16 protein-coding genes are annotated in these 16,651 nt (G+C 33.1%); 10 read left to right on the top strand and 6 right to left on the bottom strand.

Annotation, left to right across the window (positions count from 1 at the left end; genetic code table 11):
* Positions 1-2 precede the first annotated feature (2 nt).
* The 6 genes from ACZ0AH_RS15410 (at position 3) to ACZ0AH_RS15385 (ending at position 6,916) form a co-directional block, all read left to right on the top strand.
* Positions 3-1,604: a hypothetical protein gene (locus ACZ0AH_RS15410; protein WP_463476682.1), complete on the top strand. Its 1,602-nt coding sequence runs from the start codon at positions 3-5 to the stop codon at positions 1,602-1,604.
* Positions 1,605-1,661: 57 nt separating this feature from the next.
* Positions 1,662-3,320, top strand: a complete 1,659-nt coding sequence (locus tag ACZ0AH_RS15405; RefSeq protein ID WP_463476681.1) for a family 16 glycosylhydrolase — start codon at positions 1,662-1,664, stop codon at positions 3,318-3,320.
* 83 nt (positions 3,321-3,403) lie between these two features.
* A complete protein-coding gene (locus ACZ0AH_RS15400; protein ID WP_463476680.1) occupies positions 3,404-4,162 on the top strand; it encodes a glycoside hydrolase family 16 protein in 759 nt (252 codons plus the stop codon).
* 331 nt (positions 4,163-4,493) lie between these two features.
* On the top strand, positions 4,494-5,078 hold the full coding sequence (locus ACZ0AH_RS15395) for an RNA polymerase sigma factor (protein WP_463476679.1): 585 nt from the start codon (positions 4,494-4,496) through the stop codon (positions 5,076-5,078).
* A gap of 51 nt (positions 5,079-5,129) precedes the next feature.
* Positions 5,130-5,273 carry a hypothetical protein gene (locus ACZ0AH_RS15390; RefSeq protein WP_463476678.1) on the top strand — a complete coding sequence of 48 codons (144 nt, stop codon included), beginning with the start codon at positions 5,130-5,132 and terminating at the stop codon, positions 5,271-5,273.
* A 578-nt stretch (positions 5,274-5,851) separates the two neighbouring features.
* Positions 5,852-6,916: a tetratricopeptide repeat protein gene (locus tag ACZ0AH_RS15385; protein WP_463476677.1), complete on the top strand. Its 1,065-nt coding sequence runs from the start codon at positions 5,852-5,854 to the stop codon at positions 6,914-6,916.
* A gap of 31 nt (positions 6,917-6,947) precedes the next feature.
* Here ACZ0AH_RS15385 and ACZ0AH_RS15380 read toward each other — a convergent pair whose 3' ends face one another.
* Positions 6,948-7,604: an endonuclease III domain-containing protein gene (locus tag ACZ0AH_RS15380; RefSeq protein WP_463476676.1), complete on the bottom strand. Its 657-nt coding sequence runs from the start codon at positions 7,602-7,604 to the stop codon at positions 6,948-6,950.
* A gap of 443 nt (positions 7,605-8,047) precedes the next feature.
* On the opposite strand from ACZ0AH_RS15380, the gene bcp reads away from it, so the two are divergent.
* Positions 8,048-8,500 (top strand): thioredoxin-dependent thiol peroxidase, encoded by a 453-nt coding sequence (gene bcp / locus ACZ0AH_RS15375; protein ID WP_463476675.1) that lies wholly within the window; start codon positions 8,048-8,050, stop codon positions 8,498-8,500.
* Positions 8,501-8,772: 272 nt separating this feature from the next.
* Here the strand turns inward: bcp and ACZ0AH_RS15370 are convergent, their stop codons facing one another.
* Positions 8,773-10,233: a TonB-dependent receptor gene (locus ACZ0AH_RS15370; protein WP_463476674.1), complete on the bottom strand. Its 1,461-nt coding sequence runs from the start codon at positions 10,231-10,233 to the stop codon at positions 8,773-8,775.
* Positions 10,234-10,323: 90 nt separating this feature from the next.
* On the opposite strand from ACZ0AH_RS15370, the gene ACZ0AH_RS15365 reads away from it, so the two are divergent.
* The 3 genes from ACZ0AH_RS15365 to ACZ0AH_RS15355 are packed head-to-tail and all read left to right on the top strand — an operon-like array spanning position 10,324 to position 12,067.
* Entirely contained in the window at positions 10,324-11,088 is a 765-nt protein-coding gene (locus tag ACZ0AH_RS15365) for an MBL fold metallo-hydrolase (RefSeq protein ID WP_463476673.1), read from the top strand.
* 12 nt (positions 11,089-11,100) lie between these two features.
* Complete coding sequence (locus ACZ0AH_RS15360; protein ID WP_463476672.1) at positions 11,101-11,604, top strand: hypothetical protein; 504 nt, start codon at positions 11,101-11,103, stop codon at positions 11,602-11,604.
* 40 nt (positions 11,605-11,644) lie between these two features.
* Positions 11,645-12,067, top strand: coding sequence for a hypothetical protein (locus ACZ0AH_RS15355; protein ID WP_463476671.1), 423 nt, complete (start codon positions 11,645-11,647; stop codon positions 12,065-12,067).
* A gap of 73 nt (positions 12,068-12,140) precedes the next feature.
* Here the strand turns inward: ACZ0AH_RS15355 and ACZ0AH_RS15350 are convergent, their stop codons facing one another.
* The 4 genes from ACZ0AH_RS15350 to ACZ0AH_RS15335 all read right to left on the bottom strand — a co-directional run bounded on the left by ACZ0AH_RS15350 (position 12,141) and on the right by ACZ0AH_RS15335 (position 16,598).
* Positions 12,141-12,785: an alpha/beta hydrolase gene (locus ACZ0AH_RS15350; RefSeq protein ID WP_463476670.1), complete on the bottom strand. Its 645-nt coding sequence runs from the start codon at positions 12,783-12,785 to the stop codon at positions 12,141-12,143.
* A 217-nt stretch (positions 12,786-13,002) separates the two neighbouring features.
* The gene (locus ACZ0AH_RS15345) at positions 13,003-13,329 is read right to left on the bottom strand and encodes a hypothetical protein (RefSeq protein WP_463476669.1); all 327 of its coding nucleotides are present in this window, start codon (positions 13,327-13,329) and stop codon (positions 13,003-13,005) included.
* Between the two features lie 5 nt (positions 13,330-13,334).
* On the bottom strand, positions 13,335-14,591 hold the full coding sequence (locus ACZ0AH_RS15340) for a dihydroorotase (protein ID WP_463476668.1): 1,257 nt from the start codon (positions 14,589-14,591) through the stop codon (positions 13,335-13,337).
* A 78-nt stretch (positions 14,592-14,669) separates the two neighbouring features.
* Positions 14,670-16,598, bottom strand: coding sequence for a BatA domain-containing protein (locus ACZ0AH_RS15335; RefSeq protein ID WP_463476667.1), 1,929 nt, complete (start codon positions 16,596-16,598; stop codon positions 14,670-14,672).
* Positions 16,599-16,651 lie beyond the last annotated feature (53 nt).

The following is a 16,651-nucleotide window of genomic DNA, read 5'->3' as shown; positions in this document are numbered from 1 at the left end:
TTATGAAAAAATTACATTTTATTATAAGTCTTTTCGTTTTAGCAATACTTCTGGGTTGTTCAAATGATGACAGCAATATTGATTTAGATGGTGTTAGCGCACCGGCAAACATATCTGCTTTGACCACTGTAACACAAGATAACACGGGTAAAGTTACTTTTTTACCTAAAGGAGAAGGTGTTACCCAATACAAAATAAACTACGGAGACGGAAGCGCGGATTCAGAGTTTTTATCTCCCGGAGGGACCACAACGCACGTTTATTCAGAAGGAACGTATCACGCAAAAATTAAAGGATACGGAATAAGCGGAAAAGTAACCGAAGTGGATCAGGAAGTTGTAGTTTCATTTAGAGCGCCTGAAAATTTACAGGTTGTAATCACAAATGATTTAACAGTTTCTAAAAAAGTAACCGTAAAAGCAACTGCAGATTTTGCCTTGTTTTATGATGTTTATTTTGGAGAAACAGGAAAACCGGATCCTATTTCGGCTAATAACGGAGCATCAGTTTCTTATACGTATCAGGAAGCAGGAGTTTATACGATTCGTGTAGTGGCAAAAAGTGCTGCGATCAAAACAACTGAATTTACAAAACAAATTACAGCAGTATTAGTACTTAATCCTACTAGTTCAGCACCAACGCCACCTAACAGAACGGCAGGAAATGTAATTTCTGTTTACAGTTCAAAATATACAAACCTTGCAGGAACAGATTTTTATCCAAATTGGGGACAATCAACCGGATATTCAGAATTTGATTTAAATGGAGATAAAATATTAAGTTATACAAATTTAAATTATGAAGGAATTGCTTTTGCAGACGGTGTAACCGCTAATGCATCTGGTATGGATTATATTCACATGGATGTCTGGACAGCAGATTTGCCAAAATTAGAACTTTCACTTATCAGTAAATCAAATGGAGAAAGACCAGTAACAAGAGATCTTACGGCAAACCAATGGACAAGTATTGATATTCCAATCTCGGCATTTACAAGTCAGACAGGATTTACAGTAGCAGATATTTTCCAATTGAAATTAGTTGGAAACCCTGCAGGTAAAAATGTTTTCATAGACAATATTTATTTCTATAAAGATGGAGAATCATTAAGCACTCCGGCACCAACACCAACAAAAGCAGCTTCTGACGTTATCTCTATGTTTAGCGATGCTTATACAAATGTAGCTGTAGCAACATGGCGTACAGACTGGTCAGCTGCAACTTTAGAAGAAACAGCTGTAGCAGGAAATGCGGTAAAAAAATACTCAGATTTAAATTTTGTGGGTATCGAACCGGTTTCTCCAATTGATGCATCCGGAATGGCTTATTTCCACGTAGATGTCTGGTCTTCTGACTTTACTGAATTCAGAATAAAATTAGTTGATTTTGGAGTTAATGGTGTTTACAACGGAGCAGGAAGTGATGATGTCGAGCATGAACTTAAATTTACAGCTCCGGCACAAGGAACCTGGGTAAGTTTAGATATTCCTTTAAGCGATTTTACAGGATTAACAACACGTGCTCATATTGCACAGTTGATTTATTCAGGAAACCCTAGCGGATCACATACTATATATATTGATAACGTTTATTTTCATAAATAGAAAATAGAATTTTATTGATAGATTAAAATGAATTTACATTTTATAAAAAAAATCAAAATGAAAAAATATAATAAATACTTCGTACTGCTTTTTGCACTGGTATTAGCAATAAGTTGCCAAAAAGATGATTATGCATTTGGTGATTTAGCAGCACCGGCTAATTTGAAAGTAACAGCCGAGATTATCGGAAAAACTGCCGATGCTCCAAACGGGGACGGATCAGGAATGGTAAAGCTTGTCGCAACAGCTGATAATGCTATATCCTATAAATATGTTTTTAGCGACGGAACTTCAGAAAATTCTCCAAGCGGAATTTTCACGAAACGTTTTACCAAAACAGGCGTAAATACCTATACTGTAACCATAATTGCTTCAGGAAAAGGAGGCGTAGCATCTAATACAACAATTGATGTAACAGTAGTAAGTAATTTTAGAGATGATGAAGCGGTTCAGCTTTTAACTGGCGGAACTTCTAAAAAATGGTATTGGTCAGCTTCTGAGCCAGGACATTTAGGAGTAGGTCAAAATGACGGAGATGCTACTAAAAACTATTATGCCAATTATTATATGGCAGGTGCTTTTGAAAAAGCAGCTTCACCAACAAGCAGCTGTTTATACGAGAACGTATTAACATTCTCTGTAGACGGAGATCAATTGAAATATCAATTAGACAATGGAGGTTCAACGTTCTTTAATGCTGATTTTAAAAGTGTAGCAGGCGGAAGCGGACCAGATGATGCTTGTTTGGCCTATGATGCAAGCGGAGTAAAAACAGTTTCGTTAAGCCCTTCAGAATCTGTTGTAATGTCAAATCCTAATCATGCAACACAAACAAGAGGTACAACAATGAGTTTCTCAGGTGGAGGTTTCATGGGGTATTATATAGGTCAGAGTTCATACGAAATCTTGTCTATTACAGCAAACAGAATGGTGGTTAGAGCCGTAATGGGAGGAAATCCTGCATTAGCCTGGTATCATATTTTTACGACAACACCTCCAAATCAAAATCCGGTAACTGACTATACAAATTTAGTTTGGTCAGATGAGTTTAATACAGATGGAGCACCAGACGCAGCAAAATGGACATATGATTTAGGAAATGGTACAAGCGGTTGGGGAAATAATGAAAAACAGAATTATACCAACTCAGCAACAAATGTGATAGTTCAAGGAGGAAACCTGAAAATTACAGCTAAAAAAGAAGCTTCTGGCGGATTTGATTATTCTTCGGCAAGATTAAAATCCGATGGTAAATTTAAATTCACTTACGGAAAAGTCGAAATAAAAGCAAAACTTCCAATTGGAGCAGGAACGTGGCCGGCGCTTTGGATGCTGGGACAAAATTATGCAACGAAACCATGGCCTGCTTGTGGAGAAATAGACATGATGGAACATGTTGGTAACAATCAAAACGTGATTTTGGCAACGCTTCATTATCCTGGACATTCAGGCGGAAACGGTAATACAGGTTCTAAAACGATTCCAAATGTATCAACAGAATTCCATATTTATAAAACAGTATGGAGTCCTGAATCAGTAAAAATATATGTAGATGATACTTTAATTCATTCAGTAGCAAATGACGGTTCTCTTCCATTTAACAGTGACTTTTTCTTAATTTTGAATGTTGCAATGGGCGGTAATCTGGGCGGTAATATTGATCCTGCTTTTACCCAGTCTTCTATGGAGATTGATTACGTGAGAGTTTATCAATAGAATACAAATTAATTAGTAAGAATGAGTAAGAAGGTCAGTTTTAGGCTGGCCTTCTTAATTTTTAGAAATTTAAAAATGATACTATGAAAAAAGTAGTTGTCTTGTTAATGATTACAAGTTTTTGTTTTGCACAAGAAGTAAAAAGAAAACTGGTTTGGGAAGAAAATTTTAATAAAAAAGAAATAAACGAAAAGAACTGGAATTTCGAAATCGGAGACGGCTGTCCAAATCTTTGTGGTTTCGGAAATAACGAAAGACAGGTTTATACCAAAACAAACCACGAAATCAAAGACGGAAATTTAATAATAGAAGCCAGAAAAGAAGGAACGAAATATACTTCGACAAAAATTACAACCAAAGGAAAAAAAGAATTTCTATATGGCCGAATCGAAGCCAGAGCAAAATTACCCGTTGGGCAAGGTTTATGGCCTGCTTTCTGGATGTTAGGCGCCAATATTGATGAGGTACACTGGCCAAAAACAGGCGAAATTGATATTCTGGAGTACATAGGCAGAGATCCGCATATGGTTTATACAACCCTGCACACACAAGACAGCCACGGAAATACCATTAATACAAAAAGAACAGCATTCCCTAATATCGAAGAAGGATATCACGTATATGCAATCGAGTGGAATAAGGATAAAATTGAATTTTTTGTAGATAAAACATCCGTTTATACCTTTAATCCTCAGGTAAAAAACGAAGATACATGGCCTTTTAATAAACCATTCTATATTATTGTAAATTTAGCCATAGGAGGAAATTTTGGAGGTCCTGAAGTGGATGATACCGTTTTTCCACAAAAATATTATGTTGATTATGTTCGTGTTTACCAATAAAATAAAAAGCAATTTTATGAGTTTGATTTCGGGCAGTTTTTAACGTATAATCCTTTAATTGTAAGGTATTTACATCTGTTTTTTGTATGTTAAAGAAACATGGGTTTTTACATATATTTAATGTTTTAAATGTAAACTTTAAGTTTATTTTATGTAAAATCACATTTTCATGTTAATTATTGTTCTTTTTATTTGCTTTTTAAAAGAATTATTTGTTAAATTTGGTCACATTATTAACATAACAAAAAATAAAAGAGACGCCTATACAATAAAACTACTTTTTAGAAAAAATTACTTAAAAATTTTACACAGAAACTAAAAAGATAGTATTATGGCTGATCTGCATATTCCAGACGCTCTATTGGTAAAAAGTTATGTTGAAGGGAACGAAAGTGCTCTTTCGACATTAATTAAAAGACACGAATCTAAAATATATGGTTTTATATATTCTAAGATAGCGGATAGAGATATTTCAAACGATATTTTTCAAGATACTTTTATTAAAGTAATCAAAACACTTAAAAGTAACTCTTATAACGAAGAAGGTAAATTTTTGCCTTGGGTTATGCGTATTTCTCACAATTTGATTGTAGATCATTTCCGCAAAACCAAAAAAATGCCAATGTACAGAGAAACCGAAGAGTTTTCGATTTTTTCTATCATGTCAGATGATTCGTTAACCATCGAAGGCAAAATGATCGTTGATCAGGTCGAAGTTGATTTAAAAAAATTAATCGAAGAACTTCCCGAAGATCAAAAAGAAGTATTAGTAATGCGAATGTATCAGGATATGAGTTTTAAGGAAATTTCTGAACTTACAAACGTTAGTATTAATACAGCATTAGGCAGAATGCGTTATGCACTCATGAATTTAAGAAAAATAATAGATAAACATCAAATTATTTTGACTAACTAAATACTATTTTGAATATTAGCTCGTTATACTGTTATAAAACATTTTGATAGTATGGCGAAAATTTACTCTAAAAAGGCATTAGCTGCTAAAAACTTAAAGCCAAAAAAAGAAGTTGTTTCTTTTTTATTAAGTTATTCACAAGCTTTAACAATTGTGAAAATCGAGGATAAAAGTTTTGAAATAATAGCTAATTAAACAGCCCACTACTATTGTCGGATGTTTATTTCGAAAGAAAAAACCAAATGGTCGTTTTGGTTAAAAGCTCACTATTTGTATGCAAATACAAGTAGTGAGTTTTTTTTATGAGGTAAATTCAGTTTTTTATATTTTTATTTTTAGTAAAATATAATATTCTAATGTTCTGTTTTCTTGGTAATTAGATCAGGTTATTAGGCTGCTTATGTTAAAATTTAATATTTTATTTGGTTTTTATTTATTTATTCAATAATTAGTTTTATTTTGGTTAAAAAATAATTTTTTATTCAACTAAAATAGTTAATTGAGAAGTTTTTCGTATTAAAACATTAAAATAGATAATAATTTACCAGTATAAAATCCAAAAATCAAAAGTTTAACCAAAATACCCAATCACCTATGAAGAAAAATTACACTATCTTATTTCGTTTTGTTTGTTGTGTGTCATAATGTTAGATAAAAATATTACGACCATTAGTATTTTTTTACTGAAATATTAAATCTGGGCAAAAAAGAGATTTTGCTCTGTTTAAATATTTTGTTCCAAATTTATTTAACTAACTAAACAAAACCGAAAAATGAAAAAGAACCTTAGAATACTATCATTCCTACTATTGATGAGTATTGGAGCATTTGCTCAAAAAGACCAGATAAAAGAAGCGCAATCTTTATTTGATAAAGGAAAAAGCGATGAAGCTTTGGTAATTTTAAATAAAACAGAATATCTAATACTTAATGCGCCTAATGAAGATAAATCTGATTTTTATTTCTTAAAAGGAAATGTCCTAAAAGATTTAGCCGGAAAAGATGTAGATGCCGCTAATAATTTCACACTCGCATCACAATGTTATCAGGATGTATTTTTGTATGAAAATGAATCCGGTAAATTTAAATTTACGGTTAAAGCCAATGCAGCCTTAAAAGAACTGAAATCCAGTCTTGTTAATGGCGCAATGTCTGATTTTAATGCAGGTAGATTTAAAGAAAGTGCAGATAAAAGTTATAAAGTGTATTTGTTTGACAAAAAAGATACACTAAACTTGTTTAACGCTGCATCTTCATCTGTAAATGCCAAAGATTACGAGTCGGCAATTAAATATTATGAACGTCTAAAAAAGATTAATTTTTCCGGCAAAGGAGTTTTGTATTTTGCTACAAACAAGAAAACAAAAGAAGAAGATGTTTTCGTTTCACCAAAAGCCAGACAATCAGCAATTGATCAGGGATTTTATGAAAAACCAAGAACAGAAACAGTTGCTTCAAAGAAAATAGAGGTTAACAATAACCTCGCTTATTCTTACATGGAAAATAAAAATTATCCTAAAGCAGAAGAAATTTATAATTATGTTTTAGAATTAAATCCTAATTATATTGACGCTTATATTAATCTGGCTTACCTTAAATTACAGCAAAAGAAAGATTTAGCAGATGAAATATCATCTTTAGGAACTACACCGGCAGAAATGCAGAAATATGATAAGTTAAATGCCAAAAAAGATGATATTGCCCGCAGTGCAATTCCATACCTTAAAAAAGTATTAACTATCGAGCCTAAAAATGAAGACGCAACAAAAACACTTTTAGGTGTTTACAGATCGCTGGATATGACAAACGAATACAATGCGCTAAAAAGCGGTATGTAGAAAATAATTGAAAAAATTAAGAACGAAGCTGCTAGATTTTCTTTTTAGCAGCTTCTTCTATTAATGACTTTTTTCCAACAGTTCTCGTAATAATATCTTTGTCCAGACTCCATCCTCTTGCAGGCGAATATTCGCGTCCGTACCAAATAATCTGAAGATGCAGATCGTTCCATATCTCTCTCGGAAATAATCGTTTAGCATCTTTCTCAGTCTGAATCACATTTTTTCCATTCGAAAGATTCCATCTGTGCATCAGCCTGTGAATGTGTGTATCGACCGGAAAAGCAGGAACACCAAAAGCTTGCGACATAACCACACTTGCAGTTTTATGTCCAACAGCAGGCAACGATTCCAAAGCTTCAAAACTCTGTGGCACTTTTCCATCATATTTGTCAATCAAAATATGCGACAAACCGTGAATTCCTTTCGATTTCATAGGCGACAAACCACAAGGACGAATGATTTCCTTGATTTCTTCAACCGACATTTTAATCATATCATACGGATTATCAGCCTTTGCAAAAAGAATAGGTGTAATCTGATTCACACGAACATCCGTACATTGCGCCGATAGCAAAACAGCAATCAACAACGTATAAGGATCTTTATGGTCAAGAGGAACAGGGATAGTAGGGTAGAGTTCTTTTAACGTATTTATAACAAATGCAACGCGAGCTTCTTTATTCATTTCCGTAATTTTAGAGTCGCAAAAATAGTATAATTTTAATGATGTGCCTAATCCAGCTTTCTGCTTCAACTCCTCATTCAGTCAGCGACATTTTTAAGCGTTTACAAGAGCTTCTCCCGAAGCTTCGGGAGTCACTTTGTAAACACAAAAAATATAAGCTGCCAGAATTCCGGGGTTTCCACGACAATCTGGGACAAAATAATTATGAATTATTAATTATGAATTATAAATTGTGAATTATAAATTGTGAATTATAAGTTATAAATGCAATTTTTATGCGCAATCCAAAAATCTAAAATCTAAAATCTAAAATCTAAAATCTAAAATCTAAAATCTAAAATCTAAAATCTAAGAAGTCTAAGAAATCTAAGAAATCTAAGAAGTCTAAGAAATCTAAGAAGTCTAACAATCTAAGAAGTCTAATAATCTAACAATCTAAATAAATGGTAACATTACAAAAAGGCGATAAAGCTCCAAATTTTTCCGGAGTAGATCAGGACGGAAAAACACATAAACTGGCAGATTACGCCGGAAAAAAATTAGTAGTTTTCTTTTATCCAAAAGCAAGCACGCCAGGCTGTACAGCCGAAGCTTGTGATTTAAGAGATAATTTTGAGCGTTTTAAAGCCAATAATTATGAACTTCTGGGCGTAAGTGCCGACAGTCAAAAAGCACAATCAAAATTCAGAGATAAATACGAATTTCCTTTTCCGTTATTAGCAGACGAAGACAAATCTGTAATTAATGCATTTGGCGTTTGGGGACCAAAAAAATTCATGGGAAGAGAATACGACGGAATCAACAGAACAACATTCGTAATTGACGAAAACGGAATTATCGATGAGGTAATCTCCCAAGTAAAAACCAAAGAACACGCCGCACAAATTTTGAAATAAAAAATTTTTGTTTCAGGTTTAAAGTTTCAGGTTTCAAAGTTTCAAGTTTGTGAGTAACGCTTTGTCAAAATTTAAAACTTTGACAAAGATTAAACGAAACAATTGTCACCCTGAGCGAAGTCGAAGGGCATCATATACTTCGACTTGGAAATTGCACCCATTACTCTACAAAGATTAAAGTAAACCTGAAACAAAACAAACCTGAAACCTGAAACAAACATTTAAAAAAAAAATCCCAAAAAAGAAAACTTTCTTTTTTGGGATTTTTTATGTTAAGCATTCTGTTCTAATTCTTTCTGCGGATGATAGCCAAAAAGATGGTGTTCTTTTATAATTTCGGCAATACCGGACGGAAGCATAGGTTCCCAGCCTGGTTTTCCCTGATTGATCATTTTTAAAACCTCGCGAGAGAAAACCTCCAGATTATTCGGATCATAATCAGCAATATCAACTACTTTTCCGTTGAATTTAAAGAATTTGTACAATTCTTTCATTCTTGGATGCACTTTTAAGTTGTTCGAATTCATCAAAACGCCATTATCATCTAACATCGGATACAAGAAAACTTTCATATCTCTGTAGAATAATTTTCCAAATGCTTCCAGAATTCCACCACTTAAATGGCGATAGTATTTCTCATCAAAAATATCAACTAAATTGTTTACGCCCATTGCCAATCCCATTCTGGCTTTGGTATAATTAGCAAAATATTCAACCACTTTATAATATTCCTGAAAATTCGAAATCATTACGGTCTGACCCAACGAACATAGCAATTCGGCTCTGTCCATAAAATCGCGTTCATCAATTTCACCATCCGAACGTAAATTCGAAAGTGTAATTTCAAAAACAACCAAAGTATTGTCTTTTTCAACCTTATTTTCTTCAAGAAACATCTTCAATGATTTCTCATACATATCCATATTTACTTTCGTAACCGGACGAAAACTTCCTCTTAAGGCAAGAAGGTTCTTTTTGTATAAAATGGCAGCAGGCAGAATATTTTTTCCTTCAGGGTTAAACATTACGGCATCAGTCATTCCGTTTTTAACCAGCTGTAAACTCATTAAACGGTTATCAACATCAGCAAAACGAGGTCCTGAGAAGTTAATAGTATCAATTTCGAGTTGGTCTTTATCTAAGTGATCGTATAAATAACGAAGTAATCGTTTCGGATCGTTGTATTTGTAAAAAGCACCGTAAATTAAGTTTACACCTAAAATTCCCAGTGTCTCTTGTTGAAGTCGTGCATCAGTTTCTTTAAAACGAATGTGAAGGATAATTTCGTTATAAGCTTCGTCAGGTTCAATTTGGTACCGAATTCCAACCCAGCCGTGACCTTTAAATTGTTTGGCAAAATCTATAGTTGCAACCGTATTAGCGTAACTAAAGAAAAGTTTGGTAGGATGTTTCTCTCTGCTTAATCGTTCTTCGATAATTTGGCCTTCCAGAGTTAACATTTTTTTCAGTCGTTCTTCGGTTACATAACGACCATCACTTTCAATTCCGTAAACGGCATCACTAAAATCTTTGTCATAGGCAGACATTGCTTTTGCAATTGTTCCCGATGAACCTCCGGATCTAAAAAAATGCCTAACAGTCTCTTGTCCAGCACCAATTTCAGCAAATGTTCCGTAAATATTCTCGTTTAAATTAATGCGTAACGCTTTGTCTTTTATAGAAGGAATCTGTTCGATGACCTTGTCACCTTTGAGTTTTATTTCTGTACCCATTTTATTTTAAATAGATTTGTTACAAAGTTAGCAAATTAGGCTTCTAATGAAAGAGAAATAATCCTATTTTTGTAAAAAAATTAAGTTCAATTGAAGGTCTATTTTTTAGGTACAGGTACTTCCCAGGGTATCCCGATTATCGGGGTCGATCATCCCGTTTGCAAAAGCACTGATGCTAAGGACAAAAGGCTCCGTGTGTCCATCTGGATCACGTGGGATGAGCATTCTTACGTTATCGATTGCGGACCTGATTTCAGGCAGCAAATGCTTTCTTGCGGATGCAGGCGGCTCGATGCCATTTTGTTTACACACGAACATGCTGATCACACCGCAGGTTTAGATGATATTCGTCCGTTTAATTTCAGACAAGGCGAGATTCCTGTTTATGCACACCAGCGTGTAATTGACAATCTAAAACGTCGTTTTGATTATGTTTTCGAGACAGTCAATAAATATCCCGGCGCGCCAAGCGTTAAAACTATCGAAGTAATCAACGACAAACCTTTTGCCATTGGAGATAAAATGGCAATTCCGGTAAATGTCATGCACGGCGATTTGCAGGTTTTTGGTTATCGTATTGATGATTTTGCCTATTTAACCGATGTAAAAACTATTGACGAAGTCGAAGTTGAAAAACTAAAAAATCTTAAAGTTTTAGTTGTGAATGCTTTGCGTGTAGAACCGCACGACACACACTTCAATCTGCAGGAAGCACTGGATTTTATAAATCTGGTCAAGCCCGAAGTAGCTTATTTAACGCACATTAGCCACGTTTTAGGCTTTCATGAAGAAGTGCAGAAACAATTGCCGAAAAATGTTTTTCTGGCATACGATAACTTACAAATTACAATTTAATTATACTACAAAATGAAAAAATCCTTAATGCTTTATCTTTTTATCCTTGCGATATTAATGAATGTTTTTACTTATATGTTTTATAGTCGTGAAGTAAAATTTGAGCAGGACAGATACGATAAAACTACTAAAAAGCTAAGAGACAGTATTAATTTAGTGTCAACAAAATTGGCAGATGCAGACTATTTTTCTTTAGAACATGACGAAAATGCGCAAAATTACTTCGACAACAGCGCTTCTGGAGGAAAAGTAATTTTATACGAAAAATTGATTCCGGTTGTAACCGAAAAATTATTGGATCTAAATGCAAATCCAAACGGAAATCCTTATACAGGACAAGATAAAATTGGACCAAACAAATTTATCATCAACAAAATCAAGATCTTAAACCACAGATGGATCATTGCAGATTACAGCAACGGAGAATTATGGGGAGAAGTGTTATTGAAATACTTTGTTGATCAGGATGAAAAAATTACTTTCGAAGTAAATCAGACTTGGTTATATCAAAAATAAGAAAGAATAATCCTATATTTGTAATATTAAATTTAGGATTATGAAAAAAGTATTTTTATTTTCAGTTATTATTAGTCTGTCATTTTCTTGTGCCCAAAAAGTATCTCAGGAAAATAAAACTACAAAACAAGAAACAAAAAAAATAGTTGTGGGAGCTGATACAGATACTCATGGCTGCAAAGCTTCCGCAGGTTATAGTTGGTCTTCGCTTAAAAAAGAATGTATTCGCATTTTTGAAGGAACAAAATTATCTCATACAGATGATGGAAAAACATATACAACAGCTGCATACGTAATTTTTGATGGAAACAAAGCAGAACTTTTTCTGGATACTCAAAAAGAATCGATTCTTTTAGAAAGAAAACATGAAGGCGAAGCCTGGATTAAAGGCGATTTGCAATTAATTCCCTGGAAAGGTTATGTTCTGAAAAAAGGGGAGAAGATTATTTATACAGGAGAATAATTAAGTAAAAAGTAAAAAATAGAAAAGTGAGATGTATTCTGGTTTTGCCATTTTACATCTCAATTTTTACTCTTTATACTGAAAGCCAATTCTTAAAATCAAAGAAATTCTGCGGAGCAACGCCATGTCCAACAGGATATTCTTTATAAGTAATCGGGATATTTAGTTTTTCCAAAATTGCAGGCGTTTTTCTGGCCCAGTCAATCGGAATCACCTGATCGACCGTTCCGTGAGAAGCGAATATTTTTAAGTTTTTAAAGTCATTATTCTCGTAACCTTCCTTGATGATTTCTTCATTAAAATAACCACTCATTGCCACAACTCTCTGAATTTTTTCAGGATAAGAAAGTGCAACCGAATAACTTAAAATAGAACCCTGACTAAAGCCAATCAAAGTCACATTATTTGAATCAATTGGATAATTTGCTATCAATTCATCTATGAATTTTGCAATTAAATCACGTGAAGTTTTTGCTTGTTCGTTATCCGAAAATTTATTCTGATCCGCGTCAAAATTTATCGCATACCAAGCATACGCTCCATATTGTAAATCATAAGGCGCACGCGCAGAAATGATATAATAATTATCAGGAAGTTCAGAAGCAAAAGAAAATAAATCAGCTTCGTTGCTGCCATATCCGTGTAATAAAAGCAAAACAGGATTTTTATCTAAAATTACTTTAGGCTCTTGTATTTTATATTCTAAAGATAGATTCATTTTAATTGTGAATTGTAAATTATGAATTATGAATTTTTCAACTTTGTCAAAGTTTCAAACTTTGACAAAGATTTATAGGCTGAAAATCTGTTTTATCTGCGTTTTTGCTTGCTAATCTGCGTCATCCGTGTTCAAAATTAATACGCAAATTAACGGATTTCTTTTTTTTGAAATTTGGTCCCGAAGCTTCGGGATAAAAAATTTGGAATTTAAACTTTTATCCAATCGATTTAAACCATTTTTGGAAAAGCGCTCCAAGTAACGGAATTGGTCTTGTCTGTCCCTGAATAGCACTAAAAATACCATAAGTCCATAAAATTGAAATACAAATCCACATTGGAAAAGTGATCATAAAGCTGTCGAAATTACTGATAATGGCTCCGAAAGAAATAAAAGTCAAAGACAATCCTAAAGCCTGACGGATGTGAAAAGAAGCAAAACTATTTTTATTTTCAGAGTTCATCGACATCGCAATCAAAACACCAATGATTAAAATATAACTGGTAATTGCGATTGATTTTCCCTCTTCTATTGAATTATTCATTTTAATTATTTAGATATAACAAGTTTATTTTGATTTAAAATTCCGTAAACAGAACCTTTAATTTCGGTTCCTAAAAAAGCAGAATTTTTAGATTTTGAAAGAATATTTTCTTTTGTAAAAGTCGATTTTCCTTCAGGATTAAAGAAAGTAAAATTAGCTTTTGAACCTTCGGCAATTGAATTCTCTTCGATTCCAAAAACAGCTTTTCCTGATGTTAGTTGGTCAATTACAATCTCTAAGGGAAAAATAGTTGATAAAGCTCCAAAAGCACTTTCCAGACCAATTGTTCCGTTTTTTGCTGTATCAAATTCCATTTTTTTGAATTCAATATCAATTGGATTATGGTCTGAAGTAATCATATCGATAGTTCCGTCTAAAACAGCATTTAGAAGAGCTTTTCTATCATCATTAGTTCGTAAAGGTGGTGTAATTTTGTATCTGGTATCAAAACCTTCTAATTTTTCGTCGGTAAGAACCAAATGATGGACTGAAACACTGCAGGTTACTTGTAATCCTTTTGCTTTTGCTTCTTTAATTAATTCGACAGATTTTGCAGTAGAAATGGTCGGAATGTGTAGTTTTCCTCCCGTGTATTCTAATAAAAATAAGTTTCTCGCTACTTGTAGTTCTTCTGCTAAATTTGGAATTCCTTTTAAACCTAATCTGGTTGAAACGATTCCTTCATTTGCAACACCATTTCCTTTTATATTGGGATCTTGCGAATAAGCAATTACCAAACCGTCAAAATCCTGTACGTATTGCAAAGCGATTTTTAACAAATTGGCATTATCGATACTTTTATTATAATCTCCAAAAGCGATTGCTCCGGATTTTTTCATATCAAACAATTCTGCCATATCTTTTCCTTCGCTGGCTTTGGTTAAAGCTCCAATTGGGAAAAGTTCGGTTGCAAAACCATTTGCTTTATTTTTTACAAAATTTACCTGCGATTGATTGTCGATAACAGGGTAGGAGTTGGGCTGTAAGGCAATTGCGGTAAAACCGCTTTTTGCCGCAACATTCAATCCGTTTGCAATGGTTTCCCTGTCTTCGTAACCTGGTTCTCCAAGCGAAACACTGCTGTCGAACCAGCCTTGAGAAAGATGCAGATTATCAAATTTTACTTCGGTTGAATCATCGATATCAAGAATTGAAGTTCCTATTTTTTCAATTAAACCATCTGCAATTAAAAGATCAACAGTCTGGTTGTGAAACGGACTTTTTGAATCGATAATTTTGGCGCTTCTGATGATTATTTTCATATGTAGATAAATTTATTTTGTACTTAAATCGTAAAATGATTTTTGTAAAAAGTAAGATGCTCTAAAGCAAACTAACCTTTACTTTACAAACTTGATTATTGCCATTTCTAATGCTAAAAATAACAGCGCAAAGATAACAAACCATTTCCAAATTTGACTGTCAGTTCGTTCAGTTTGTAGCGTATTAAAAATGGTCGAAATCGTATCGGCCGTTTTAAAATCAGAAACTACGCTGGTATTAACCTGACTTAGATCGCTTTCGCTGCGTTTGTAATTGAAACTCAGATTTTCAACCCATTCCTTTTTATCAAAAACACTATAATTTCCTGCTGTTTCAGGAAAATCATTGAAGGTTAATTTTACTTTATTATTCAATATTTGCTGAATCGGAATAAATGAATCTTCATTTCCTTTTACTTCCAGAATAGCATCTTTAGTTAATAAAGCATCTACAAAATAGGGTTTATTATTGCCAATTGTTAATGCATTTACGCCTGTTTTTTGGTTGTTTTGTGCCATTTTGTAAAACAACGGCACTATTAAAGGCGATTGCTGAAAGTTTGAATTTTCTGCATTTATTGGTGCAGAAAAAACAGTTATTCCAGAAACCGGATTCTGAATCATAGTTACAAATACACTTTGATCTTCATAAGATAAAACCGCAGGATATGGACTTGAAATAATGAATGAATTAGTTGTTTTTGGATATTGAAAATTCGTTATTTTATTCTCGAAAACACCCGAAAATAAAGGATGATCGAAATTTATTTTGGTAATTTGCTTACTTTTATTTTCAATATTTTTAAATTGAAGCTGACCAAAATTGGCTAAAAAAGTATTCAGATTTGTAATTGAAGCCTTTTCAGAAGGAATTAGAACTAAATTTCCACCTTTTGATACAAATGCTTTTAAAGTAGTTTGCAAAGCTTGCGGAATCTCAATCAATTCATTTAAAATAATGGTGTTTTGTTTTTCTAAACTATTATAATCTAAACTGCTAATAGAATAATTGTTATAATTAAATTCTGCGGGAGTATAAATTCTGGATAAAAAATTGCTTTTTTCAGGTTCTCCAATACTGATAACATTCGTTTTTTTGGTTTTCGAAATACTAAAATAGAGCTTATTATCATACGTTAAACCATTGTCTTCAATAGAAACATATCCGTGAAAAGCTTCTTTTGGAATCGTAAAATTGATTTTCTTTTTCTTGTTTTCGAAATTGATAATTGTTTTTGCAATTAGTTTATTCTGATTGTACAATGCCATCGAAGTTGGTTTTAAATCATCTCCGTAAGCTGATAAATTGACACTTATTTCGTAAAAATTTTCTAAAGTCTGATTGATGAAAACGCTGTCAATTGCAATGTTATTTTTTTGTTCAGCTTCCGGAATTATAAAATAAGGTTTCTCTTCAGCATCAATAGTTGCAACATCTTTCTGTGTTAAACCAACAGCATCTGTAATAACAACAATATCTTTTTTATGTGCCGATTTATGTGCTTTTATCTTTGCTATAATAGACGAAAGTTCAAATGGGGTTGCACTATAATTTAGGTTTTGTAAAGCGCTTTTTGATGATTTTATGTCGGTATTCCAGTAATTTTCGGTGTTGGTTAATAATGAAAACGGAGCGGTTTCCGGAGTATTTTCTAATAATTCCTGAACGGCACGTTTTAGTAATTCCCCTTTTTTTCCTTTGGCCTGCATACTAAATGAATTGTCTAAAATGATATACATTTCATTGGATGCATTTTTGCTGTCTTTAGCTTCAAAAAAAGGCTGTGCAAAAGCTAAAATAATACACGTCAGCAACAATAAACGTGTTGCCAATAATAATCTTTTTTTAATTTTTGAGCTTTTACGAGTCTGAACAACAAGTTCTTTTAAGAAACGAACATTCGTAAAATAAGAAGTTTTAAATCGACGTAATTGGAATAAATGAACCAAAATTGGAACAATCAATAAAAACAGAAAGTATAGAATTTCGGGTTGTTTAAAATGCATTATGAGTTCGGGTTTACTTCACTACGTTTGATTTTTCGTGAAGATGCTGGTCA

This window comes from Flavobacterium sp. AC105 (assembly GCF_979258495.1).
Note: the sequence above shows the minus strand (reverse complement) of the source record. Positions and strands in the feature narration are given on the sequence as shown.

Coding starts and splice junctions, on each gene's coding strand:
- ACZ0AH_RS15410 (WP_463476682.1), top strand. CDS start 3: ATGAAAAAATTACATTTTATTATAAGTCTTTTCGTTTTAGCAATACTT.
- ACZ0AH_RS15360 (WP_463476672.1), top strand. CDS start 11,101: ATGAAAAAATCCTTAATGCTTTATCTTTTTATCCTTGCGATATTAATG.
- ACZ0AH_RS15340 (WP_463476668.1), bottom strand. CDS start 14,591: ATGAAAATAATCATCAGAAGCGCCAAAATTATCGATTCAAAAAGTCCG.
- ACZ0AH_RS15370 (WP_463476674.1), bottom strand. CDS start 10,233: ATGGGTACAGAAATAAAACTCAAAGGTGACAAGGTCATCGAACAGATT.
- ACZ0AH_RS15390 (WP_463476678.1), top strand. CDS start 5,130: ATGGCGAAAATTTACTCTAAAAAGGCATTAGCTGCTAAAAACTTAAAG.
- ACZ0AH_RS15380 (WP_463476676.1), bottom strand. CDS start 7,604: ATGAATAAAGAAGCTCGCGTTGCATTTGTTATAAATACGTTAAAAGAA.
- ACZ0AH_RS15385 (WP_463476677.1), top strand. CDS start 5,852: ATGAAAAAGAACCTTAGAATACTATCATTCCTACTATTGATGAGTATT.
- bcp (WP_463476675.1), top strand. CDS start 8,048: ATGGTAACATTACAAAAAGGCGATAAAGCTCCAAATTTTTCCGGAGTA.
- ACZ0AH_RS15400 (WP_463476680.1), top strand. CDS start 3,404: ATGAAAAAAGTAGTTGTCTTGTTAATGATTACAAGTTTTTGTTTTGCA.
- ACZ0AH_RS15345 (WP_463476669.1), bottom strand. CDS start 13,329: ATGAATAATTCAATAGAAGAGGGAAAATCAATCGCAATTACCAGTTAT.
- ACZ0AH_RS15395 (WP_463476679.1), top strand. CDS start 4,494: ATGGCTGATCTGCATATTCCAGACGCTCTATTGGTAAAAAGTTATGTT.
- ACZ0AH_RS15355 (WP_463476671.1), top strand. CDS start 11,645: ATGAAAAAAGTATTTTTATTTTCAGTTATTATTAGTCTGTCATTTTCT.
- ACZ0AH_RS15405 (WP_463476681.1), top strand. CDS start 1,662: ATGAAAAAATATAATAAATACTTCGTACTGCTTTTTGCACTGGTATTA.
- ACZ0AH_RS15335 (WP_463476667.1), bottom strand. CDS start 16,598: ATGCATTTTAAACAACCCGAAATTCTATACTTTCTGTTTTTATTGATT.
- ACZ0AH_RS15350 (WP_463476670.1), bottom strand. CDS start 12,785: ATGAATCTATCTTTAGAATATAAAATACAAGAGCCTAAAGTAATTTTA.